The following is a 22,750-nucleotide window of genomic DNA, read 5'->3' as shown; positions in this document are numbered from 1 at the left end:
TTGCATCACATAATATAGGCAAAAATTAATGATATTTTTGTACCACAGATGTTAATATTTGACTATATCTGACTAGGTTTTTGTTATTTAAATCTAATACTGTTGAGCGTGTTCCAGTCCCAGCGGTTGTTCCTGTTCGTCCGCAAAGTGCGCCTAATGTCAACGTTAAAGTTGACGTTCCACAATCACAAACACCTAAACAAGAGAAGACAGATGTTAATGTGATTGTCCCTAATAATTCACAGCCTGCTGCTGCTCCACAGAACACGACGATTAATGTAGCTCCTCCTGAATCGTCCACCAAGACTCCAACACCGACCTCTAGCCCAGATACAGATACGAGTTCAAAAACGCAGACATCTCCTAATACGCCCAAGACCAGTTCAGATGCTGGTACTACAACGAATTCAAACCCATAGCAACACGAGTCTTTACCTGTTGTTTTGATTAACCTATGTGTCTGTGATCATTAGAATCTTTATCTGCTACTACGTAGGAGTTATCAACAGGTTCCCTCTGTTGTAAACGGCTTTGCTCTGCTTGTCTAATTTCTTGTTCTAAAAAGAAATTGAGCAGAGTTCTTAAAAGCACGATCGCTCCCAAGTTTAAAATATCCTGACGAGTTGGTGCAACTGCTGTCCTAAGTATGTCACTAGCAACAGTAAATTCTAATCCTAAAACTAATACCCGTCCCAATTTTAGGCGAATTGATTCAGTAGCATCAAAACTTGGTCGAGAATGGGAAAATAACTGGCGGATATAAGCAAAAATACCCTGAATCACTGCACCACCAATTACTACTGCTGCGGCTATTTCTGTACCTGCTGCTAAATAGCCGACAATCAGCTTCAACCATAACTCCAACGGACTCCTCGATATTGTTTCTGTGTGACTTTGTTCGACATTGAAGCTTAACAACAGAACTAGACCTAGAATCAATCCCAGAGGTAGTAGAATATTCGCTGAAGCATCGCTCAAAGGCTGACGTTTCATCTACTTCTCCAAACTCCAGCCCAAAGCCGCTGCTACTTGCCCTGCTAATTCTAGCGGATTAAACGGTTTAGCGATCGCACTCTTTATTCCCAATTGAGCGTAACGACGGCGATCAGCAATTTGGATTTTCGCAGTTAACAAAATCACCGGAATTTCTTTTGTAGTGGGATTTGCTTGTAAATTTGCAAAAGCAGCAAGTCCATCCATATCGGGCATCATCACATCTAGTAAAATCGCATCTGGTTGGTGATTTTGGGCCTGTAATATTCCCTCTTTTCCCGAACTAGCCGTCAGGACTTCCCAACCGGCAACAGTTTCCAAACAAATCTTGGCCACTTCTTGAATATACTGCTCATTATCAACTACTAAAATTCGCTTTGGTTTCATTCTTTCTATCACCTGATAAATTTTAGATTTTAGATTTTAGATTTTAGATTTTAGATAAGTAAGTCGGTGGGAAAAAACCGACGTATGTAACAAAAAGTAAATTCACCAAAACCCTCTTCTCCGTTCCCTGTTAAGAGTTCCCTTGTCATAACGACAATTTTTAACGCCCACTTACTTAATTAGAAGTAGATTGTGACATGATTCTAATTCCAACATATTGCAGGTAAAGAATGTACAAATTTTAATCACAAAGCCTTGCACTAAAAGGGTTTTACTGCTGATATCTGAAAGCTGCTGGATCTGCATCCTGCATCCTGACTTCTTCAATTATTGTGCGTAATTCTTTGTAGCAGATCCATCACCCGTTGTTCAAATTCCTGGGTAGTAACTCTTCCTTTTGTCAAAAATTCTGTATGTCCTAATTTCAATCGATGGCGTTCTGAATCATCCAAATCTTTAGCAGAATAAACAACTACTGGAATATTGAAAAGTTGATTATGTTTTTTCAACCAATCCACAACTGTAAAACCATCACTTTCCGGCAAAATTAAATCAAGAATTAGTAAATCAGGATTGACTTTCTGGCTCAGATGAATAGCTTCTCTACCTGTTTTGGCGATAAAAGTTTCAATATCATGTCTGGAAAATAAAGTTGCTAATAAATCTGCCAGATCCTTATCATCTTCAACAATTAAAATCCTAAGTTTTCTAGAAAGTTCAGATACCACCTTTCTCAAGGAATTTAACAGAGAATTTTCTTCCACAGGTTTACTTAACCAATCTACAAAATCGGCATTTGATTGATTACTTTTATTGGGTTTGTAGACACTACAAATCACAATGGGTATATCCTGAGTATCTGAACGTTCTTTTAATGATGCCATTGTTTCCCAGCCATTCATACCTGGCATGAGCAAATCTAGTAAAATCACATCTGGATGTTGAGCAACTGCTTGAGCGATCGCTTCCTCACCCCTCTCTACCGTAATCACCCTATATCCCCCTTGCTCCAGCAATCTTTTGACCTCAGTACGAATCATAGCATCATCATCACAAACTAAAACTAGAGGAGAATGTTGATTAGTAATTAGGGTTTCTTCAAAGTCTGAATTTCCCAATTTAGCGGTTTGGGAACCTGCCAAAATCGGCATGGTAAAGTAAAAATTACTACCTTTATTTAACACACTTTCTACCCAGATTTGTCCGCCGTGCTGCTGTACAATACTCTTAGAAATAGCCAAACCTAAACCAGTACCATCGTGGTTACGTGAATCTGAAGAATCAACTTGTTGAAAACGCTCAAAAATACTATCTAGCTTATCAGCAGGTATTCCCCTTCCAGTATCTTTGACTGTCACCAAAACCTCATCCTCTTTTAGTTCTGTCATCAAAGAAACCGTAGAACCAGAACTAGAAAATTTAATGGCATTACTCAACAAATTAGTCAAAGTTTGGACAATCCGATCTGGATCAGCCCATAGTTGTACAGATAAACCAGAAATAGATAAATTTACCCCAGCTTTATTAGCTAGAGGCTGCATAATATTCACAACAGACTTAATTAAATCTTCGAGATTGCAGTTTTCTCGCTCCATTTTTACCTTACCCGATTCGATGCGCTCAATGTCGAGAATGTCATTAATTAATCTCACCAAACGTTCAGTGCTATCAGTAGCAATTTGCAGCAAGCGTTTACCCTGTTCTGAGTCTGTTGGTAACAACCCACTAGTTAACATTCCTAAAGAGCCGTGAATCGAAGTCAGGGGAGTACGCAGTTCATGGCTAACGACAGAAACAAACTCATCTTTCATTTTCTCCACTTGCTTACGGTCAGTTATATCACGCAATATGACTGTATAAACACATTCTTGACCGACATCGAATTTAGAAATAGAAGCTTCAGAGGGAAATTCAGTACCATCTTTGCGGCGACCATATATTTCCCGCCTTTCACCCATTCTCCGAGCCGGACTGGAAGATTTACCAAAGTCAGCCACATGATGGCGATGTTGTTCAGCAAAACGCATCGGTAACAGTAAATCTAGACGTTCTCCTAGAACCTCTTGGGCAGAGTAACCAAAAATCTTTTCTGCACCCTGATTAAATAAAGTAATCCGCTGACTACCATCAATAGAAATAATCGCATCATCGGCAATACTCAAAATGCCTTCAAATCGAGTTTGGGAAATTCGCAGAGCTTCTTGTGTGCGTCGTCGTTCATCTAGTTGGGATTGCAACTGATGATTGACAGTAATTAACTCAGCTGTACGTTCTACAACTCTTAATTCTAGTTCGTCCTTAGCTGTATTCAGTGCTAATTCTGTTTGCTTGCGTTGAGTAATATCACGAGCTACAATTTGGGATGCTGGTTGACCTTTGTAGATTAGATCTGCTGCGACAATTTCTATATCAATTGTTCTCCCATCTGCCCTTAAAAACTTCACTTCATGCAAGGGAATTGATTGTTTACCTATGTTCAGGTGTTGGAGATTTTCCCTAATTCCAGCTTGATAATTGGGATGTACAAAGTTGAGAAATGGTTTACCTAATAATTCTGCTGTTGAAGTGACACCAAAAAGTTGCACGGTGGCACTGTTTACAAACACAAAATTATCTTGACTGACAATAAAAATTGCGTCTGGATAAACTTCTACCAAGTTATGATAGCTTTCCTGAATCAATCGAGTTTGATTTTCCAGTTCATTAATTTGGTTATTTCGAGTTTGCGCCATTCGCCTTAACAGTTTCACCCGCTCTAATCGATTGATAATGCGGTTTACCAGTTCCGAGCCAATAATGGGTTTGCTGACAAAATCATCAGCACCAGCATTAAATACCTGATTCACAATGTCTGCATCGTTATGAACAGTGATAAACAAGATAGGTAGCTCACTGCCTTGGGGATCGTTGCGGACAAGTTGACATAATTCAATACCATTTGTACCAGGCATCTCTACATCCAGAATCAGCATATCTGGCTTGACATTTTGCCAAGTCGTCCAAAATTGAAGGGGATCATTAAGTGGAATAATCTCCAGTCCCCAAGGTGTAAGTAATGTTTGTAATAATGCTAAAATTTGTGGGTCATCATCTACTACTAATATTTTCGCTTTATTTGCTGTTTGGTCTAATTCTTTTGGTAAAACTAAGGACTGTTGATGGCTAACAGTTGGTGGGGGTAAATTTTCCTGATTTTTCTCCTCAATTTCTTGGCGCAGTAATTTGACCCAATTTTGTAGGTTAGTTGTGTCAGTTGCAGTTAAAGTTTTAGCAGATTTCAGTAATTTCTCAATTTTTCTGGCTAATTCTGAACCAGAAGCCAAGCCAAAAGTGCCTAAAGAACCTGCTAAAGTATGGGCTTGTGCAGCAGCTTGCGATAGCGCAAGCGCTGACTTGTCAGTTCGCAGTTCTGGACTTAAAACTGGATTTAAAACTTGCTGTGCAGCTTGTTCTATGATGCTAACTTGTTCCTCGATCCGGCCGCGAAATCGCCGCCAAATTTCCCCAATAGCTGTCAGTGTTTGCTGAGATTTTAAATTTGCATCCTGCTCCCCTGCTTCGCCTGTGCCTTTGCTCCTTTTGTTCCCCCTGTTAAGAGTTCCCTGTTCCCCCTCATCTTCCTGGGGTTTGAGGCGATAACCAATACCATATACTGTTTCTACTAAATCGTGAGGCGCTCCCACTGATCTGAGCTTCATACGTAAACCTTTAATGTGGGTGCGAACTGCTTCTTCTCCCGGTGTGTCTTCATAGGACCAAAGATGCTCTAAAATCATCCCACAGCTAAACACACGGCGACTATTTCGCATCAAAAGTTCCAACAGGGCATACTCTTTAGGGGTGAGTGAGAGGAGGTTTTGGTGATATATGACTTCACAGCTACTAGGATCTAATCGTAAATTACCCCACTCTAAGACAGGTTGTGAGGTAATACTACCTCGTCTCAATAATGCCCTGACACGAGCTACAAGTTCTTCTTGATCAAAAGGTTTAACTACATAATCATCAGCACCTGCATCTAAGCCAATCGCTTTATCGTGAGAGCTATCACATCCTGTTAATAATAAAATTGGTACTTGCCGACCACTAGAACGGATTCTCCGACATAAACTAATACCATCTAGTTTAGGCAGCATTACATCTAAAAGAATTAAATCATAATCGTAAGTTTCGACTAAATCCCAGGCTGCATAACCATCAGTCGCCACTTCCACTGCATAATTTTGGTCTGTGAGAACGGCAGTAAGTGCATAAGCATTTAACTCGTCATCCTCGATCACTAAGATCTTCATTTAAAGGTTTTCCCAATGTAATTGTTTTAAAATTGGAATAATGCAAAACAACTCAATAGTAAAATAAAGTATCATTATATTTGTAATAAATTAAATAACTTTAAATCTATACCTTAAGTCTTAACATTAATTAAGAAATATCAAATTATATCAAGCTTATAGCAGTTTTCATGCTCGTGAGGTACAAAGTTTTTTAGTTTTAGGGAACTCTTAACTCTTAACTCTTAACAGGGAATAAATTGGTGTGTACTTCATTAGACTGGGAAACGCCATACCACAATTTGCCTGTTTTACCTGGTCATGACCAATTAAAACAAGTTTTGACAAAAGAAGAAGCCACACTCGTGTAAGACTCCTCGGAGACCAGCACTTTAATTATGAGATCAAAATAGTCGCACAATTCAACTAGGAAGGGTGATTTTTGCACTTTTAAAAGCAAATGATGGTGGTTATGTGAGTGCAGATGCAGGTGCTGATCAAATTTTAATGAATTTTTATTTTGATGAATTTTTAAGAAACTAGGTGTTAAAAACAGGACTTATGCAAAACAGAACGGAAGTAGGGGTAATTCATGTAGCTTGCTTGCCCGTTGCGGTATTACCCCTACGCAAGAATCAGGTTTTGAGTTCAATCTTGCGTAAGTCCTAAAAAAGAGGAAATATTAGTTTAATTCTTTGTGATCTTGATTGCTTTAAAATCTATTCAGCTAAAACTTTTATGGAATTCTCATAGCACCTATCTACATCGCTTCGTTAGCAGTGATGTAGATAGATAGTATTATTTTCACTTTATCAAAAGCTGATATTACCAGGGTTGGTTTCCAAAGTACCAAGTTGCGAAGCTGTTAGATAATTAGGCGTTGCAAAACTAGCGGAAATATCATCGACTGGGGATAAACCTGCTGGATTATTACTTACTCCCAAACTAAATGTAGGTGTTTGAGAATTGCCAAATACTATTTTACCTATACTCGCATAAGTATTAATAAAGACGGCATCCAAAGACCCATCACCATCATAATCATAGGTTTCTGATAGGCGATTACCTTTTATATCGTATGTGTAATTGGAGATCTTATCAGGCTTGCCATCACCGTTGCTATCATAGGTTTCTGATGTAAGTTTACTTCTCCTATTGTATGTGTAATTGGAGATCCTATCGGGCTTGCCATCTCCATTATCATCATAGGTTTCCGATGTAAGTTTACCTTTTATATCGTATGTGTAATTGTAGATCCTATCGAGCTTGCCATCTCCATTATCATCATAGGTTTCTGATAGGCGATTACCTTTTATATCGTATGTGTAATTGGAGATCCTATCAGGCTTGCCATCAGCATTGCTATCATAGGTTTCCGATGTAAGTTTACCTTTCCTATTGTATGTGTACTTGTAGATCCTATCAAGCTTGCCATCACCGTTCCCATCATAGGTTTCTGATAGGCGATTACCTTTCCTATCATAAGTGTAGTTTGTTGTGGCTCCAGAAACTCCCTCAGCCGCATAATCCCTGGTTGACGATATAAGATTGCCTTTGCTATCGTATGTGTAGTTGGAGATGCTATCAAACTCACCATCCATCTGAAAATCAGTAGCAGATAATATGAGATTACCTTTCGTATCGTAAATGTACTTATAAGCTTCACCGACTTCAGAATAGCCATCTCCACCATAATCATCGAGATATGATGTAAGATTACCTCGGCTATCGTAAGTATATTTGGAGATGAAATCCAACTCGCCATCTCCAGACCAATCGGTAGTTTCTAATATAAGATTACCTTGATCATCGTAAGTATAATTGAAGATGACATCATCGTAAGGGTCATTATCAATTTCATCAGAGTTATATCTAAACCTATCGTAGCTTTTCGATATGAGATTACCTGTTGTATCGTAAGTGTAATTATAGATTTCATCAAACTGACCATCACCATTTCTATCACGGATCTCTGATATGAGATTACCTTTTGGATCGTAACTGTAGTTTGTTATGTAGAACTTACCATCAGGATAGTATCTAACGCTAGATATAAGATAACTCTCAGACATTGTGGTGCTATTGCTTAAACTACTAAGTATTATTAAATTCAAAATATTGTATCTATGTCATCTGTCCCAGGGTAAGTAATTATTCGCTATCAGAGTATATCTAATGGCTTAGACAACAACTTATTTCCTCACTGTAAGAGTATCTAAATTAGACTTGACATAAGAGGTTGTTTGAAAAGTATTAGAAGAAACCAATAATCTTCAGCAACCTAACCCCCCTATCCCCCCTTCCCTACGAGGGAATGGGGGTTTCAAAGCCTCTCCCCGCGTCGGGGAGAGGTTTGGAGAGGGGTCTATTTATACATTCAAAACTTTTAAAACATCCTCTAAGAGAACAGAGGAATCTTAACAACGCTTTGAAGTCTCGCACTAGCATTGTTAGCAAATAAATCCTATGATTGGACAGTTGCACTCGTATGTAATCCGAGCCGCACTGAAGATTTGGTTGCTGGTGCTGGGATTAAGTACGTAGAACCGGGGCGATTCCAAGTTATCAGATACCGGACTTCTTGAAGAAGTCCGGTATATTGTTGATTACAAATTATGAATTAGGAATTGTGAATTATAAATTACCCATAATCTGTCCTCACAAGTTCCTCAAATTGTTTGCGTATAAGCATAAGTGTAGAGGCAAGTAACAGGGTAGGTGTTTAAATTAAAGATTTGTGAAGATGAATGTAACGAAATCCAAATGAAATATACGTATTTTTACCAAACAGGAATTAATCAAACAGAAAAAGCTAATTAAATAATTAGCGAATTAAAATGGGAGTATCTATGTTTAAGAAAATTTTAGTTGCATTGGATAGCTCGGACATGGGTAAGCAAGTTTTTCAACAAGCCCTGTCTTTAGCAAAGTTAACATCTGCTAACTTAATGTTACTCCACGTCCTATCACCTGATGAAGATGGCATTCCTGATGTAATGCTTCTTTCTCAGATGGATTACTATCCAGGCTGGGGGGATGATAGCATGAAAAGGTATTTGCAAAAACTAGAAGTCCATAAAAACCAAGGTTTGCAAATGTTACAAGCATTCTGCGCCCAAGCAAATATTGAGAACATTAATACGGAATTTACGCAAAATGTCGGTAGTCCTGGTAGAGTAATTTGCCACTTTGCTAAAGACTGGAATGCTGATTTGATTGTGATTGGACGACGCGGGCTTTCTGGAATCACCGAATTATTAATCGGTAGTGTCAGTAATTACGTTTTACACCATGCGCCTTGTTCTGTGCATATTTTACATCTTCCCGTTAGTTACTCCATCGCAGAAACTGAGATCACTCAAGAGTAATTACATTTATTTTCGGGTTAATAAACCACAGATTTTTGATTTCGCACACCAGTTACAGTCGCTCTCGAAGAACGCCAGAGTCTGCTGTTAGTTATTGAAAATAGGTAAGAAATAATGAAAACTTCTGTTCCACCTATCTCTACTCATCCCAGTGGGGATAAACGTTTGAAGATGTTGGATGCAACTATCAAGCGTCATCAATATCAACAAAATGCACTCATTGAAATTCTCCATCGGGCTTCGGAATTATTCGGTTATTTAGAGTTAGATTTATTATTGTATATTGCCCATCAGTTAAAATTACCACCCAGTCGGGTGTATGGAGTTGCAACTTTCTATCATTTGTTTTCCCTTGCACCCAAAGGTAAACATAATTGTGTAGTTTGTACAGGTACAGCTTGTTATGTGAAAGGCGCGCAAGCAATTTTAACAAGTTTAGAAACAGCTACCCATATTAAAGCTGGAGATACTACAGCGGATGGGGAAATTTCCTTGATGACAGCTAGGTGTTTGGGTGCTTGTGGTATTGCGCCAGCGGTGGTATTTGATGGTGCTGTTGCGGGTAATCAAACATCAGAATCAGTCTGCAAAAAAGTGGGAGAATGGCAGGAAAATGGAACTAAATGAATTGTTAGAAATCGCTAGAACTGAACGTTCTCAAGCTAAACCTGTGCAGATCCGTTGTTGTACAGCTGCGGGTTGTTTGTCTTCTGGTTCCCAAGCGGTGAAAGATAATTTAGAGGAATCTGTGAAAGCTGGGGGATTAGAGGATCAGGTGCAAGTTATCGGTGTGGGTTGTATGCGTCTGTGCTGTCAAGGACCCTTGGTACAGGTGGATACTGAGAAAGATCCCCAGGGTAGACAGCTTTATGAACAAGTCACCCCAGAGGATGCACCACAAATTATTGCGTCCGTACAAGGGAAAGAAACGAATTTAAAACAACAAGATTTGCAGCAACCATTTTTTACTCGTCAATTACCTATTGTTTTAGAAAACAGCGGTAAAGTTGACCCGGAACGCATTCAATCTTATATTGCGGCCGAAGGTTATCAAGCCCTTTACCAAGTGCTGCGAGAAATGAAACCCAGCGAAGTGATAGAAGCTATTACTAAAAGTGGGTTGCGGGGAAGGGGTGGTGCTGGTTATCCTACTGGTTTAAAATGGGGAACAGTGGCAAAATCCCCAGGTGAGAAAAAGTTTGTTATCTGCAATGCTGATGAAGGTGATCCCGGTGCATTTATGGATCGGAGTGTGCTGGAAAGTGATCCCCATCGAGTTTTAGAAGGAATGGCGATCGCAGCCTACTCTATAGGTGCCAGTCAAGGTTATATTTACGTAAGGGCAGAATATCCCATAGCTATTAAACGTCTAGAAACCGCTATTCGCCAAGCCCAACGCCTCGGTCTTTTAGGTTCACAAATCTTTGATTCACCTTTTGATTTTAAAGTCGAAATCCGCATTGGTGCAGGGGCTTATGTTTGCGGTGAAGAAACGGCGTTAATGGCTTCTATTGAAGGTAAACGCGGTGTCCCTCATCCCCGTCCACCTTATCCGGCTGAATCTGGTTTATGGGGTTATCCAACGTTAATTAACAATGTGGAAACCTTTGCTAATATTGCCCCAATTATTAGAAATGGTGCCGATTGGTTTGCTGGTATCGGTACAGAAAAAAGTAAAGGTACAAAGGTTTTCGCTTTAGCTGGAAAAATCCTCAACACTGGTTTAATCGAAGTGCCAATGGGGACAACTTTACAAGAAATTGTAGAGGAAATGGGAGGAGGTGTTCCCGATGGTGGTATTGCCAAAGCAGTACAAACTGGCGGACCTTCAGGGGGATGTATACCTGCGTCAGCATTTTCTACACCTGTAGATTATGAATCCTTAACCGCGTTAGGTTCCATGATGGGTTCTGGTGGGATGATTGTTATGGATCAAACTACTAACATGGTAGATGTGGCGCGGTTCTTCATGGAATTTTGCATGGATGAATCTTGCGGTAAGTGTATTCCCTGTCGGGTGGGAACTGTCCAACTGCATCAACTTTTAACCAAAATTAGTGAAGGTAAGGCTGAAAAAGCTGATTTGGTATTATTAGAAGAACTTTGCGACATGGTAAAACACACAAGTTTATGTGGTTTAGGCCAGTCGGCACCAAATCCAGTTTTTAGCACTTTGCGTTATTTCCATGATGAGTATTTGGCATTGATCAAGTAGGGGCGAAGCATTCGGGCGATAAATTATCGATTTTTTCTCAAGTTTATTTTCCGAATGCTTCGCCCTTACACTAAATTATCGGTTTTTTCTCAAGTTTATTTTCCGAATGCTTCGCCCTTACACTAAATTATCGGTTTTTTCTCAAGTTTATTTTCTGAATGCTTCGCCCTTACACCAATTACTCAAATCTCTAATTGTCAGAATCAGGATTTACAGGATTTAAGGATTTACAGGATTACCAATTACCCATTACCCATTACCCATTACCCATTACCCATTACCAAATTATTATGACTGTAAAAACTTTAACAATTAACGGGCAAATAGTTAGCGCCCGTGAGGATGAAACCTTACTAGAAGCGGCGCAAGAAGCGGGTGTGCATATTCCTACACTTTGTCATTTGGAAGGTGTGGGAGATGTGGGTGCTTGTCGATTGTGTTTGGTAGAAATTGCTGGGAGCAATAAGTTACAACCTGCTTGTGTGACGAAGATTGCAGAAGGAATGGAGGTGACAACAAACAGCGATCGCTTGCAAAAATACCGTCGCACAATTATCGAAATGTTATTTGCTGAAGGTAATCACATTTGTTCTGTTTGCGTTGCTAATGGCAATTGTGAATTACAAGATTTAGCCATAGAAATGGGTATGGATCACGTCCGGTTAGAATATCAATTTCCTAACCGTGCTGTTGATACTTCTCATGACCGTTTTGGCATTGATCATAATCGTTGTGTGCTTTGTACTCGCTGTGTTCGAGTCTGTGATGAAATTGAAGGCGCACATACTTGGGATATGGCCGGAAGAGGCTCAAAATCTCACGTGATTACTGATTTAAATCAGCCTTGGGGAACTTCTCAAACTTGTACTTCCTGTGGTAAATGTGTGAATGCTTGTCCCACAGGGGCGTTATTTGATAAAGGTTCAAGTGTGGGTGAAATGGTACATAATCGAGGCAAAATTGATTTTTTAGTCACTGCAAGGGAGAAAAAACAATGGAATTTTTAAAAGCTTGGGGATTAGGAAATATTTCTGACCAATTACCAGGAGATCAATCTGATGTTACACCGTATTGTAACAATCTTTTTACGGGTGATATTAATGGGAATATTCACAACTTCTATATTCCTGGGTTTAGGCGGTTTCACCTTCAAGAGTGCAATTGCTGTTGTTACGCAAATAGGAGAAACACCAGGGGAAGTTCTTTATCGCTCACAAACAAAATTAGATGATCAATCAGGAAAGGTTTGGCAGGTTGTGTTATTTAAACAAGTGTATCCTGGTCAAGCAACTACAATAAATCTACGCTTAGTTGGTTTTCCCGGTTCGGCTCAATTAATTCACCCTCAACCTTTAAAAATCACCTCAGATACAGGTAAAGTTTGGAATGCGGCAGATGTATTTTTAGATGAAGCACCAGCCCCTACTATTGGTCAATATGACTTTAAAGATATTCTGCCCCAATTACCTCAAGAATCTTTAACTTTAGCAATACCTTTACCTGTTACAAAATCTATTAATATCTCAGTTCCTGTTAATGTTGTTAAAGAATGGCAATCAATAATTACAAATGATAATTGATTTCTCGTTTTCTCGTTACCATACTCTGTATGGGAATGAATAAAGAAGGCTCTGCCTTCAATGAAAGACTGTAGAGGCAGAGCCTCTATGTAGCATTCCCAGTCAAAGACTGGGAACGAGATCAAGAGATAGTTAAGGCTGATTACTGATTACTATAAAACCTCTACAAAAAACAAATTACTAACAATCAAAAGGTAAAAAATGACTAAAATTAAATTAGCAACGGTATGGTTAGGTGGCTGTTCTGGCTGTCATATGTCTTTTCTTGATTTGGATGAATGGTTAATAGATTTAGCAGCCCAAGTCGATGTAGTTTATAGTCCAATTGCTGATATTAAAGAATATCCAGAAGGTGTTGATGTGGTGTTAGTTGAAGGAGCTATTGCCAATGAAGAACATTTAGAATTAATCCACATTATTAGAGAACGCACCAAAACAATAATTTCCTTTGGAGATTGCGCTGTTACAGGTAACGTTACCGCCATGCGTAACCCCACTGGGAATGCTGATGTCAGCTTGCAATTGGCTTATATTGAAGGCGCAGATATTAACCAACAAATTCCCCATTCACCGGGTATAGTTCCTCCATTACTTGATAAAGTAATACCTGTTCATTATGTAGTACCAGTTGATATCTATCTACCCGGTTGTCCACCTTCAGCACCCCGTATTCGTGCTGCAATTGAACCATTATTAAAAGGAGAAAAACCACTAATGGAAGGCAGAGAAATGATTAAATTTGGGTAATTGCTAATTAATTATTATCTCCAGTCCCCAGTCCCCAGTCCCCTATTTTTTTAAGAGGTTAGTTATGTTAACAGCAGCAGATGTAATGACAAAAGATGTAGCGATGATTCGCGGTTCGGCTACAGTCAAAGAAGCAGTTGATTTAATGAAAGCTAGAGACTGGCGAGCGTTAATTGTAGATCGTCGTCATGAACAAGATGCTTATGGCATGATAACAGAAAGTGACATTGTTTATAAAGTCATAGCGTACAGTAAAGATCCCAATAAAGTGCGCGTTTATGAGATCATGACTAAACCTTGTGTTGTTGTTAATCCCGAACTAGGTTTAGAATATGTAGCCAGATTATTTGCTGACCATAATTTGCGTCGTGCGCCTGTAATTAGTGGTGAATTATTAGGAATAATCTCACTAACTGATATCTTAGCTAGAAGCAGTTCTTTAGAAAAACCTCGTTCGATTCTTTTAGAACAAGAATTACAAGATGAAATTAGAAAAGCTCGTCTTGTTTGTGCAGACAAAGGTATTAATTCCCCAGAATGTGCAGCCGCTTGGGATGTAGTGGAAGAAATACAGGCAGAAATTGCCCACCAACGAGCAGAAAAGCCTCTAAAATCAGCTTTTGAAGAATACTGTGATGAGTATCCAGAAGCCGACGAAGCTAGGCTTTATGATGTTTAAATGACAGTGAACAGGAGGCAGGAGGCAAAAGGCAAAAGGCAAGAGAGAATAAGTTTTGAATTTATTTAATTCCTGTTCCCTGTTCCCTGTTCCCTGTTCCCTGTTCCCTAATGACTAATAACTAATAACTAATGACTAATGACTAATTATGAAAAAAATCATTATTGATCCGGTTACTCGCATTGAAGGACACGCGAAAATTAGCATTTATTTAGACGATGACGGTCAAGTAAATGATGCGCGGTTTCATGTCACCGAATTTCGCGGTTTTGAAAAGTTTTGTGTTGGTCGTCCTTTTCCAGAAATGCCAGGCATTACGGCGAGAATTTGCGGTATTTGCCCGGTAAGTCATTTGTTAGCATCAGCAAAAACAGGCGATCGCATTTTGGCTGTAACTATCCCCAAAACCGCTACAAAATTACGTCGTCTAATGAATTTAGGGCAAATTGTCCAATCTCATGCTTTGAGTTTCTTTCACCTTAGCGCCCCAGATTTATTATTAGGCATGGATAGCGAACCATCAAAACGCAATGTTTTTGGTTTGATAGCATCCGACCCAGAATTAGCTAGGGGTGGTATTCGTTTACGGCAATTTGGACAAGAAATCATTGAATTATTAGGAGGAAAAAAAGTCCATCCCTCTTGGGCGGTTCCTGGTGGAGTAAGTGACCCTTTAACTGAAGAAAATCGCACTCACATTCAAAAACGCATTCCTGAAGCCAGAACCACTGTTATTAATGCCATAGATTTATTTAAAAGTTTGTTGAAAAATTACGAAAAAGAAGCGCAAACTTTTGGTAATTTCCCCAGTTTATTTATGGGGTTAGTCACATCAGAAGGTTTATGGGAAACTTATGATGGAAATATCCGTTTTGTCGATAGTGCAGGAAACATTGTTGCTGATAAACTTGATGCTGCTAATTATGAGGAATTTCTCGGTGAAGCAGTCCAAGCTGATTCTTACTTGAAATCTCCTTACTATCGTCCTTTAGGTTATCCTGATACTAGCGACCATTGTCGTTTAGATAGTGGAATGTATCGCGTTGGACCTCTAGCAAGATTGAATATTTGCAGTCAGATTGGTACACCTTTAGCGGATAAGGAATTAAAAGAATTTCGCAGTTATGGAACTGGTACTGTTAAATCTTCTTTCTTTTATCATTATGCGCGGTTAATTGAAATTTTGGCTTGTATTGAACACATCGAAATTTTACTGGATGACCCAGATATTTTATCAATTCGTCTCCGTGCAGAAGCTGGTATTAACCAATTAGAAGCTGTGGGTGTCAGTGAAGCACCAAGGGGAACATTATTCCATCATTATCGGGTTGATGAAAATGGTTTAATGTTAAAGGTAAATTTAATCATTGCAACTGGTCAAAATAATTTAGCAATGAATCGCACAGTTGCCCAAATTGCCCGTCATTTTGTCCAAGGTAGTGAAATTAAAGAAGGAATGTTAAACCGTGTCGAGGCTGGTATTCGGGCTTTTGACCCTTGTTTGAGTTGTTCTACCCACGCAGTTGGACAGATGCCTTTACTAATAGAGTTAGTGGCAAAAGATGGGACTGTTGTTAATCAAATCTGTCGAGATTAATTATTTAGGGTTTGCTGAAAAAGTCTTGTCGTGGAGATAGGGAACTCTTAACAGGGAACTCTTAACAGGGAACAGGGAACAGTTTCAAGTGTTTAGTAGGGAAAAATTTTCCTTTGAGTAAGACTCAAATGCACGGTTTTGAAGTCCTTACCCCAAAAAATTTGGTACTTTTTGAGAATTAAAAAGGCTGAAACCTTCTCCCTGTGATGCTTTTAGTTTTATTCAGCAAGCCCTATTTAAATCCTTGACTTATTAGAAGATGCCACTAGAAGTATCAATGTTTATTTATATCCCCCATTCCCTGGTAGGGAAGGGGGTTAGGGGGTTAAGTCATCTACGACTTAACAGAATAAATAATAAACTTGCACTAATCCCGAAGAATAGGTTTTCACATCTATTAAATCTAATCTTTGCGTAATCTTGGAATTATTGCCGCTAAATAAAGGGATACCCTCACCTAAAAGAATTGGGTGGATAGCGATAATAATTTCATCCAAAAACTTGTTTTCTAGAAAATAGTTTATCACCTGTGAACCGCCAACTAGCCAGATATCACCACCGCTAGATTGACATAACTTGCTGATGAAATTCTTTAAATCTTCCCCTACAAATGTGACATGATCATCTTTTTCTCCATGTTGCGTACTTGAAAAAACAAAAGCTTCTTTACCAGGATAGGGATATTCACCAAAACCAAGAATTTGCTGATAAGTCTTATTCCCCATAATTAATGTATCTATTTTGTTAAAAAACTCTGAATAACCATAATCTTGGTCAGTAAATAACCAATCTATATCACCGGATTTAGTAGCAATATATCCGTCCAGACTAGAAGCTATGAACAAGCAGATTTTTCTCATGTTTTTAGTCACTAAATTGGTTAAAATTATTTGATTAATATATGTGCCTGTTTTCGGTTAACCGTTCCCGATTATCAATCCCCAATTAATTCCCAATTTTGACTTGCTTATGCGCCTACCCGATGAACCAGATATTCCAGCACAGATCAACATTGTACCTATGATCGATGTCATCTTTGCGATTTTGACATTTTTCATTATGTCAACTCTGTTTTTAACTCGCTCGGAAGGATTACCAGTTAATTTACCCAAAGCCGCAACAACAAAATCACAAGCAGCCACAAAACCAATTACTGTAACTGTAGACCAAACAGGCAACATTAGTCTAAACCGTGAAGCTGTTACCCTCAATGCTTTACCAGAACAAATACAGAAATTAAAGGGTAATAATGCTGAAGTGATGGTAATTATTAACGCTGATATGAACGCTTCGCATGGACAGGTTGTGGGAGTCATGGATCGTTTGCGTCAGGTGCAGGGAGCAAAATTAGCGATCGCGGCTCAAAAACCTGGCGTTGCTGATTAAGAGTATGATTTTGTTTCACGCAGAGGCGCTCCAGTCACAGAGAGTAAGAGTTTGAAATCATTGATTTTTCAATTTCATATCCTAATTCAGCAACGCCAAAAACCTTAATAGACAAGAGCGTGAAAATTAAATGTGCGTTTCCTAGAACCCTTATAGAGACGTTCCATGGGTAGGGATTCTCGGCTCTACCCAATACTGTTCGGTTAGGAGTTTTTGTAGCGACTATCTTGATTGTCAAGTGATCGCTTGTATCTTGGAGGTGTTTAGTATTGCTAAACCCCTACTTTCAGTTGTTTTATATACAGGACTTACGCAAAACAGAACGGAAGTAGGGGTAATTCATGAATTACCCCTACGCAAGAATCAGGTTTTGAGTTCAATCTTGCCTAAGTCCTAATATAGTCTATAGAGCAGGTAATGGTTTATTGATTCATGCTGATGTCAATGGTAGTTTGAATATTTTACGTAAAGTAGTCCCGACAGCGTTTAGTCTAGGGATAGAGGGCGTTGTAGTGCCTCCTTCGGAGGAGCTTCGCTAACGCCCTGTCGGGGTTATTCCCGGCAAACGAAAGGCATGAGATATTTGTCTATGTTTTTTGGAACTATTGTGAAAGAATCAATAACCAGTAAACCAAAAGTTTGGCAAAATATTTAGAGAGGGACACCTATGACTATTTGGGTAAATGAGCAAATTGATCCATCGGGTATGATTCATGCTTGCATTGCTTGTTGTGATGAGACTCAAGCTCAAGATTGTCATGAGTCCTTTGAAAAAGGTTTGACTGATCAGCAAAAGACAGATGGTTGGGTTGCACAGTTACGTACAGTAGATTCTTGGGATGAAGTACCAGTCAATGCTTTAAAACTCAATTGATTTAGTGTCAGAAACCCAACTCAACACTTCTGAGACTTTTACTATCTTGCTGAATAATTTTGAGTAGAGACGTTCCGGTGGAACGTCTCTGAAATCAAATATTGATGATTTTTTAGAAGTTTTCAGAGTTATCATCATAAGCAAGGAATAAAAAACAAACTTGCAAAAACCGATTAAATGTGGTGAACTATTCCAGTGTTTGCACTTCCCAGCAAGGCTATCCCATTAATTTAGTTGGCAAAACGGGACAAGCTGTGCAAATTTCTATTCATAATCCCAGTCAATATATCTGTGCCAACTGCGAACAGATATTACCAGATTGGAAACAGCAACAATTTCTGTGGGTGGTGGTTGTCTTACAACAATCAAAATATCCACTGGTGGAAATGACTGCGGAAATAGAGGGGGAAAAGGAACGGTTACGGGAAAAGTTTATGCGGTTTGGTTGTGATGTGGCGTTTAATTTGCGCGATCGCGGCTATATAACAGACTTAATTGATCCCCGTACTGGTTATCCTTTACTTTCCCATCCCGGACCTGTTCCCCATGATGATACGGCAGTTGCTAAAGCTTTATTAGATTATCCAGTCATTAAAAATAAATGCTGTGTGCTGGTGCATCCTGAGTGGGGTACTGCTGTTTATCCCAGCGTCTTGCTTTCGGCAGCACCTCCAGAAATGATTTCGTTGGTAACAAAAGCGATCGCTCCTCTGCATGGGTGGATGGAAATTGGTGTTTAATTTTGTTCAGGGTGGGTGTGAAAAAATGTCTGTTCTCATCGTGAAAATCTACCCAAATATCAACTTTGTTTCGGTCTTCGTAGCTGCTGAGAATTAATTGGACCAAGAATTTGATTTAAACTCCGCAATTGTTCAGCCGTACCCATACAAATCAAGGTATCTCCTGACATTAAAACTGTATCTCCAGTTGGTCCACCAATGAGATTACCATCACAGCGACGAATAGCTAAAACTAATGCGCCGGTTTGCGATCGCAATTTCGCTTTTTGTAAACTTTGACCGACAAAAGGACACAAAGCAGGTTCTAGTAAAAATTCTTCCATATATAACTGACGATCTGTACCAGAAAGCATCCCATCCACAAAGTCTAAAACCTGTGGTCTGAGTGCCGCCGCCGCCATGCGTTTACCCCCAGTAATATAAGGAGAAATCACCGCATCTGCACCGCCCCGTTGTAACTTTTGTAAAGCTTCTTCTGTACTTGCCCGTGCGATCGCCCGAATATTTGAATTCAGTGTTTTTGCTGATAAAACGGTATATAAATTTTCCGCATCAGAAGGCAAAGCTGCCACAATACAAATTGCGCGTTCAATACCAACCTTCAACAAAGTTTCATCCAAAGTCGCATCACCCTGATAAGCCGTATAACCTTGTGATTCAGCTTTCTGCACAGATTCAAACTCAGCATCAATCACTACAAAAGATACAGCCTCAGCCCGAAACTCCTTCGCAATTTGTCGCCCAGTCCGACTAAATCCACAGATGATATAATGTCCTGATAATGATTCCATTAAACGCCTTTGTTGTCTGAGTCGAATCCCTTCTTGAAAATAGCCTTCAATAATAGCTTCTGTAAATCTATTGACAATGTAACCAATATTGACTACACCCATCAAAATTAAAGCAATAGTAAACAACCGTCCCCGACTACCTAGCGGGTTAGTTTCTCCATATCCGACAGTAGCTAAAGTGATGACTGTCATGTAAGCCGCATCTTCCCATGACCAGCCCTCTACCAACCAATACCAGAAAGTGCCAATTAAGAAAACAATGACTAAAGCTAAAGCCCCAGCCATTAACTCTTGTTGAATCCGCTTATATTTCTGTTCTAGGGTAGAATACACAGGCAAATAAAAATTAAAAATTAAAAGTAAAAAATTAAGGTTCTTCGGTACTTGTGATGCTAAATTATCAGTCGATAAGAGGGAACAGGGAACAGGGAACGGGGAACGGGGGAAAGAGATAATTATTTTGGCATAATATTCAAAATTATGGCTCATTTCTTATACGCAGTCTGCTTTCTGAGATTTTTTGTCTAGATTTTGCATATTAGATACTGAAGAACCAAAATTAAAAGTTAAAAAATCCTCTACTTCATACTATAAGAATTTTTGAAATATTGATGAAAACCTGCTAAATAGAGTATAGGATTAAAAATTTCAGGAGGTGCGGTAGTGAGTAGCCAAAGTCTAGTTGAACAGCCGATAATCCCCTCAGACATCAATGAATTTAATGCAGATAGTTTTAATCAAGCGGTGATGTCTACCTACGGAAGGTTTCCCATCGCTTTAGAACGGGGTGCAGGATGTCGCGTTTGGGATACCCAAGGTAAGGAATATCTGGATTTTGTGGCGGGAATAGCCACTTGTACTTTAGGACACGCCCATCCAGTCATGGTAGAAGCGGTAACACGCCAAATCCAAAAACTGCATCATGTCTCTAATTTGTACTATATTCCCGAACAAGGTGAATTAGCTAAATGGATTGTTGATCATTCTTGTGCAGATCGGGTATTTTTCTGCAACTCTGGGGCTGAAGCCAATGAAGCAGCAATCAAACTAGCACGAAAATACGCCCACACTGTCCTAGAGATTGCCCACCCTATCATTTTAACTGCTCATGCAAGTTTTCACGGACGGACTTTAGCAACTGTCACCGCTACCGGACAACCAAAGTATCAAAAGAACTTTGATCCTTTAGTTCCTGGTTTTCATTATGTCAACTATAACGATATTAGAGCAGTTGAAGCTGCGGTAACTGAGTTAGATGAAGGTAATTATCGCGTTGGTGCGATTTTAATTGAACCATTACAGGGAGAAGGTGGGGTTCGTCCTGGGGATGTTGCCTATTTCCAAAGGTTGCGGCAAATTTGTGATGAAACCGGCATTTTATTAATTTTTGATGAAGTGCAAGTAGGGATGGGACGCAGTGGTAAATTATGGGGTTATGAACATCTGGGAGTAGAACCGGATATTTTCACCAGTGCGAAAGGACTGGGTGGCGGTATCCCCATCGGTGCGATGATGAGTAAAAAATTCTGTGATATTTTTGAACCGGGGGAACACGCTAGTACATTTGGTGGAAATCCTTTTGTTTGTGGTGTGGCTTTAAGTGTTTGCCAAACTTTAGAAAAAGAGAATATTTTACAGAATGTAGAGGAACAAGGCGCACATTTACGAGAGGGATTAAGAGCGATCGCTCTTAAATATCCTCAGCATATCTCACAAGTGCGCGGTTGGGGTTTAATCAACGGGATGGAAATCAAAGCAGATTCTTCTTTAACTGCGGTTGATGTTGTGAAAGCTGCGATGGATGAGGGTTTATTATTAGTACCTGCTGGTCCAAAAGTTGTCCGGTTTGTACCTCCTTTAATTGTCACTGAGGCAGAAATCAATGAAGCATTAAAAGCTGTAGAAAAGGCATTAGCTAAAGTCACAGCATAATTAACCCAATAATTCGTAATTCGTAATTCGTAATTTTAAGGATTATTAATTACGAATTTTTTTACCTCTTATCGTTTTTTTATCATTTCTGTTTACATTGGCAGATTAATTATCATGAAATGTAACAAAAAATTTGTTTGGCATTCCAGCTACAGAACTTCTATTTATCTAGATGACTGTACTGTTCTAGATGGTAGGGAGCTTTTCCAATTTTCTTCGGAAGCTGAAGCAGAAGCTTTTTTTGACCAATGTGTTCAAGAATTACTAGCAGATGGTTGGCGTGAACCATCTATTGCCAACGACGAAGAGAATAAAGACTTTACATTATATCAAGTATATGAAATGTATTTAGGATTGGAATCACGGCTAGATGAATTTGCTAATGCAACCGCCAAACCTTATATAGAAATAACTGCACATTCAACAACCGAAACTACTTTATGGCAAAGTAAATTTGGCGGTTTACCTTATTTTCCTAAACATTTGGAATATCCCACAAGCCCAAGAGGTATTCCCCTTAATCTTTTAGCACAAATCAATTTTGCAGAAACTCCTAAAATAGAAGATTTACCCGAAAAAGGCATTCTTCAGTTTTATATTGAAACATCAGAAAAAACAACCTATGGACTAGAAGATGATCCGCAATTAGCCCAAACTACTTTTCGAGTTATATACTTTCCTGAAATAGATTTAAACATTGATAATTTGCTAAATAATTTTGATTTTGTGCCAGAATTCCTGGGTCCATTATTAGAAGAAGAATGTTTAGCTTTGAAGTTCACCGCCAAATCTCATCCTATCAGTGTTACTGATTACCAGTTTAATGACTTTCATAAAAGATATTTTTCTATCTTTCAACAGAGTAATTTAACAGAAGCAATGAAGATGTCTTTAGAAGAAATGGCTGATGATTTCATATATGAGTATAGTGAAAAATATGAACATTTATTAAAAGGACACCGATTAGGAGGATATCCAAAATTTGTACAGGACGATATACGTTATTTTTGTATGCAAGAGGAAGGTTATGACTTTCTGTTATTCCAAATGGACTCTAATGATGATCACTCTATTATGTGGGGAGATGTGGGTGTAGGTCAATTTTTTATTCAGCCTTCTGCACTTAAACGTTTGGATTTTTCTAAGGTTCTTTACACCTATGCTTGTAGTTGAGAAAAAAGAAGCAGTAA

General features: G+C 39.0%; 20 protein-coding genes. 13 read left to right on the top strand and 7 right to left on the bottom strand.

The genetic code is table 11. The features are described from left to right. Positions 1 to 25: 25 nt before the first annotated feature. The 5 genes from H6G06_RS19440 to H6G06_RS19420 all read right to left on the bottom strand — a co-directional run bounded on the left by H6G06_RS19440 (position 26) and on the right by H6G06_RS19420 (position 7,723). Positions 26 to 376 carry a hypothetical protein gene (locus H6G06_RS19440; protein ID WP_190563077.1) on the bottom strand — a complete coding sequence of 117 codons (351 nt, stop codon included), beginning with the start codon at positions 374 to 376 and terminating at the stop codon, positions 26 to 28. Positions 377 to 447: 71 nt separating this feature from the next. Then, positions 448 to 993: a DUF1622 domain-containing protein gene (locus tag H6G06_RS19435; RefSeq protein WP_190563075.1), complete on the bottom strand. Its 546-nt coding sequence runs from the start codon at positions 991 to 993 to the stop codon at positions 448 to 450. Beyond that, positions 994 to 1,380, bottom strand: coding sequence for a response regulator (locus tag H6G06_RS19430; RefSeq protein ID WP_190563073.1), 387 nt, complete (start codon positions 1,378 to 1,380; stop codon positions 994 to 996). It abuts the gene before it with no gap. Positions 1,381 to 1,703: 323 nt separating this feature from the next. Continuing rightward, positions 1,704 to 5,672, bottom strand: a complete 3,969-nt coding sequence (locus H6G06_RS19425; RefSeq protein ID WP_190563071.1) for a response regulator — start codon at positions 5,670 to 5,672, stop codon at positions 1,704 to 1,706. 791 nt (positions 5,673 to 6,463) lie between these two features. Next, on the bottom strand, positions 6,464 to 7,723 hold the full coding sequence (locus tag H6G06_RS19420; RefSeq protein WP_190563069.1) for an RHS repeat protein: 1,260 nt from the start codon (positions 7,721 to 7,723) through the stop codon (positions 6,464 to 6,466). A 777-nt stretch (positions 7,724 to 8,500) separates the two neighbouring features. Here H6G06_RS19420 and H6G06_RS19415 point away from each other — a divergent pair. The 8 genes from H6G06_RS19415 (at position 8,501) to H6G06_RS19380 (ending at position 15,837) form a co-directional block, all read left to right on the top strand. Beyond that, positions 8,501 to 9,019, top strand: coding sequence for a universal stress protein (locus tag H6G06_RS19415; protein ID WP_190563067.1), 519 nt, complete (start codon positions 8,501 to 8,503; stop codon positions 9,017 to 9,019). A 114-nt stretch (positions 9,020 to 9,133) separates the two neighbouring features. Next, positions 9,134 to 9,646: a bidirectional hydrogenase complex protein HoxE gene (gene hoxE / locus H6G06_RS19410; protein WP_190563065.1), complete on the top strand. Its 513-nt coding sequence runs from the start codon at positions 9,134 to 9,136 to the stop codon at positions 9,644 to 9,646. Continuing rightward, complete coding sequence (locus tag H6G06_RS19405) at positions 9,633 to 11,234, top strand: NuoF family protein (RefSeq protein ID WP_190563063.1); 1,602 nt, start codon at positions 9,633 to 9,635, stop codon at positions 11,232 to 11,234. Before hoxE ends, H6G06_RS19405 begins: the two co-directional genes overlap by 14 nt. A gap of 290 nt (positions 11,235 to 11,524) precedes the next feature. Beyond that, positions 11,525 to 12,241 carry a bidirectional hydrogenase complex protein HoxU gene (gene hoxU / locus H6G06_RS19400; RefSeq protein WP_190563061.1) on the top strand — a complete coding sequence of 239 codons (717 nt, stop codon included), beginning with the start codon at positions 11,525 to 11,527 and terminating at the stop codon, positions 12,239 to 12,241. A gap of 51 nt (positions 12,242 to 12,292) precedes the next feature. Further along, positions 12,293 to 12,814: a DUF3122 domain-containing protein gene (locus H6G06_RS19395; RefSeq protein WP_190563058.1), complete on the top strand. Its 522-nt coding sequence runs from the start codon at positions 12,293 to 12,295 to the stop codon at positions 12,812 to 12,814. A gap of 201 nt (positions 12,815 to 13,015) precedes the next feature. Then, positions 13,016 to 13,561: an NADH-quinone oxidoreductase subunit B family protein gene (locus H6G06_RS19390; protein ID WP_190563056.1), complete on the top strand. Its 546-nt coding sequence runs from the start codon at positions 13,016 to 13,018 to the stop codon at positions 13,559 to 13,561. Between the two features lie 64 nt (positions 13,562 to 13,625). After that, the gene (locus tag H6G06_RS19385) at positions 13,626 to 14,240 is read left to right on the top strand and encodes a CP12 domain-containing protein (protein WP_190563054.1); all 615 of its coding nucleotides are present in this window, start codon (positions 13,626 to 13,628) and stop codon (positions 14,238 to 14,240) included. Between the two features lie 148 nt (positions 14,241 to 14,388). Continuing rightward, complete coding sequence (locus H6G06_RS19380) at positions 14,389 to 15,837, top strand: Ni/Fe hydrogenase subunit alpha (protein ID WP_190563052.1); 1,449 nt, start codon at positions 14,389 to 14,391, stop codon at positions 15,835 to 15,837. Positions 15,838 to 16,178: 341 nt separating this feature from the next. Here H6G06_RS19380 and H6G06_RS19375 read toward each other — a convergent pair whose 3' ends face one another. After that, a complete protein-coding gene (locus H6G06_RS19375) occupies positions 16,179 to 16,697 on the bottom strand; it encodes a dihydrofolate reductase family protein (RefSeq protein ID WP_190563050.1) in 519 nt (172 codons plus the stop codon). Between the two features lie 109 nt (positions 16,698 to 16,806). Between H6G06_RS19375 and H6G06_RS19370 the strand changes: the two genes are divergently transcribed. The 3 genes from H6G06_RS19370 to H6G06_RS19360 all read left to right on the top strand — a co-directional run bounded on the left by H6G06_RS19370 (position 16,807) and on the right by H6G06_RS19360 (position 18,837). After that, positions 16,807 to 17,223: an ExbD/TolR family protein gene (locus H6G06_RS19370; protein ID WP_190563048.1), complete on the top strand. Its 417-nt coding sequence runs from the start codon at positions 16,807 to 16,809 to the stop codon at positions 17,221 to 17,223. A 667-nt stretch (positions 17,224 to 17,890) separates the two neighbouring features. Continuing rightward, on the top strand, positions 17,891 to 18,097 hold the full coding sequence (locus H6G06_RS19365) for a glycogen debranching protein (RefSeq protein WP_190563046.1): 207 nt from the start codon (positions 17,891 to 17,893) through the stop codon (positions 18,095 to 18,097). Between the two features lie 179 nt (positions 18,098 to 18,276). Further along, complete coding sequence (locus H6G06_RS19360; protein ID WP_190563045.1) at positions 18,277 to 18,837, top strand: methylmalonic aciduria and homocystinuria type D protein; 561 nt, start codon at positions 18,277 to 18,279, stop codon at positions 18,835 to 18,837. Positions 18,838 to 18,896: 59 nt separating this feature from the next. Here H6G06_RS19360 and H6G06_RS19355 read toward each other — a convergent pair whose 3' ends face one another. Further along, on the bottom strand, positions 18,897 to 19,961 hold the full coding sequence (locus H6G06_RS19355; RefSeq protein WP_338422964.1) for a potassium channel family protein: 1,065 nt from the start codon (positions 19,959 to 19,961) through the stop codon (positions 18,897 to 18,899). 330 nt (positions 19,962 to 20,291) lie between these two features. Between H6G06_RS19355 and H6G06_RS19350 the strand changes: the two genes are divergently transcribed. Together H6G06_RS19350 and H6G06_RS19345 are read left to right on the top strand one after the other, a co-directional pair. After that, positions 20,292 to 21,560, top strand: coding sequence for an acetylornithine/succinylornithine family transaminase (locus tag H6G06_RS19350; protein ID WP_190563044.1), 1,269 nt, complete (start codon positions 20,292 to 20,294; stop codon positions 21,558 to 21,560). Positions 21,561 to 21,674: 114 nt separating this feature from the next. Next, complete coding sequence (locus H6G06_RS19345; protein WP_190563043.1) at positions 21,675 to 22,733, top strand: YwqG family protein; 1,059 nt, start codon at positions 21,675 to 21,677, stop codon at positions 22,731 to 22,733. Positions 22,734 to 22,750: the final 17 nt, after the last annotated feature.

The organism is Anabaena sphaerica FACHB-251, from assembly GCF_014696825.1.
GTDB lineage: Bacteria > Cyanobacteriota > Cyanobacteriia > Cyanobacteriales > Nostocaceae > RDYJ01.
The sequence above is the reverse complement of the archived record's forward strand: the minus strand, read 5'-3'. Positions and strand labels throughout refer to the sequence as shown.

Coding starts and splice junctions, on each gene's coding strand:
- H6G06_RS19435 (WP_190563075.1), bottom strand. CDS start 993: ATGAAACGTCAGCCTTTGAGCGATGCTTCAGCGAATATTCTACTACCT.
- H6G06_RS19430 (WP_190563073.1), bottom strand. CDS start 1,380: ATGAAACCAAAGCGAATTTTAGTAGTTGATAATGAGCAGTATATTCAA.
- H6G06_RS19425 (WP_190563071.1), bottom strand. CDS start 5,672: ATGAAGATCTTAGTGATCGAGGATGACGAGTTAAATGCTTATGCACTT.
- H6G06_RS19420 (WP_190563069.1), bottom strand. CDS start 7,723: ATGTCTGAGAGTTATCTTATATCTAGCGTTAGATACTATCCTGATGGT.
- H6G06_RS19415 (WP_190563067.1), top strand. CDS start 8,501: ATGTTTAAGAAAATTTTAGTTGCATTGGATAGCTCGGACATGGGTAAG.
- hoxE (WP_190563065.1), top strand. CDS start 9,134: ATGAAAACTTCTGTTCCACCTATCTCTACTCATCCCAGTGGGGATAAA.
- H6G06_RS19405 (WP_190563063.1), top strand. CDS start 9,633: ATGGAACTAAATGAATTGTTAGAAATCGCTAGAACTGAACGTTCTCAA.
- hoxU (WP_190563061.1), top strand. CDS start 11,525: ATGACTGTAAAAACTTTAACAATTAACGGGCAAATAGTTAGCGCCCGT.
- H6G06_RS19395 (WP_190563058.1), top strand. CDS start 12,293: ATGTTACACCGTATTGTAACAATCTTTTTACGGGTGATATTAATGGGA.
- H6G06_RS19390 (WP_190563056.1), top strand. CDS start 13,016: ATGACTAAAATTAAATTAGCAACGGTATGGTTAGGTGGCTGTTCTGGC.
- H6G06_RS19385 (WP_190563054.1), top strand. CDS start 13,626: ATGTTAACAGCAGCAGATGTAATGACAAAAGATGTAGCGATGATTCGC.
- H6G06_RS19380 (WP_190563052.1), top strand. CDS start 14,389: ATGAAAAAAATCATTATTGATCCGGTTACTCGCATTGAAGGACACGCG.
- H6G06_RS19375 (WP_190563050.1), bottom strand. CDS start 16,697: ATGAGAAAAATCTGCTTGTTCATAGCTTCTAGTCTGGACGGATATATT.
- H6G06_RS19370 (WP_190563048.1), top strand. CDS start 16,807: ATGCGCCTACCCGATGAACCAGATATTCCAGCACAGATCAACATTGTA.
- H6G06_RS19365 (WP_190563046.1), top strand. CDS start 17,891: ATGACTATTTGGGTAAATGAGCAAATTGATCCATCGGGTATGATTCAT.
- H6G06_RS19345 (WP_190563043.1), top strand. CDS start 21,675: ATGAAATGTAACAAAAAATTTGTTTGGCATTCCAGCTACAGAACTTCT.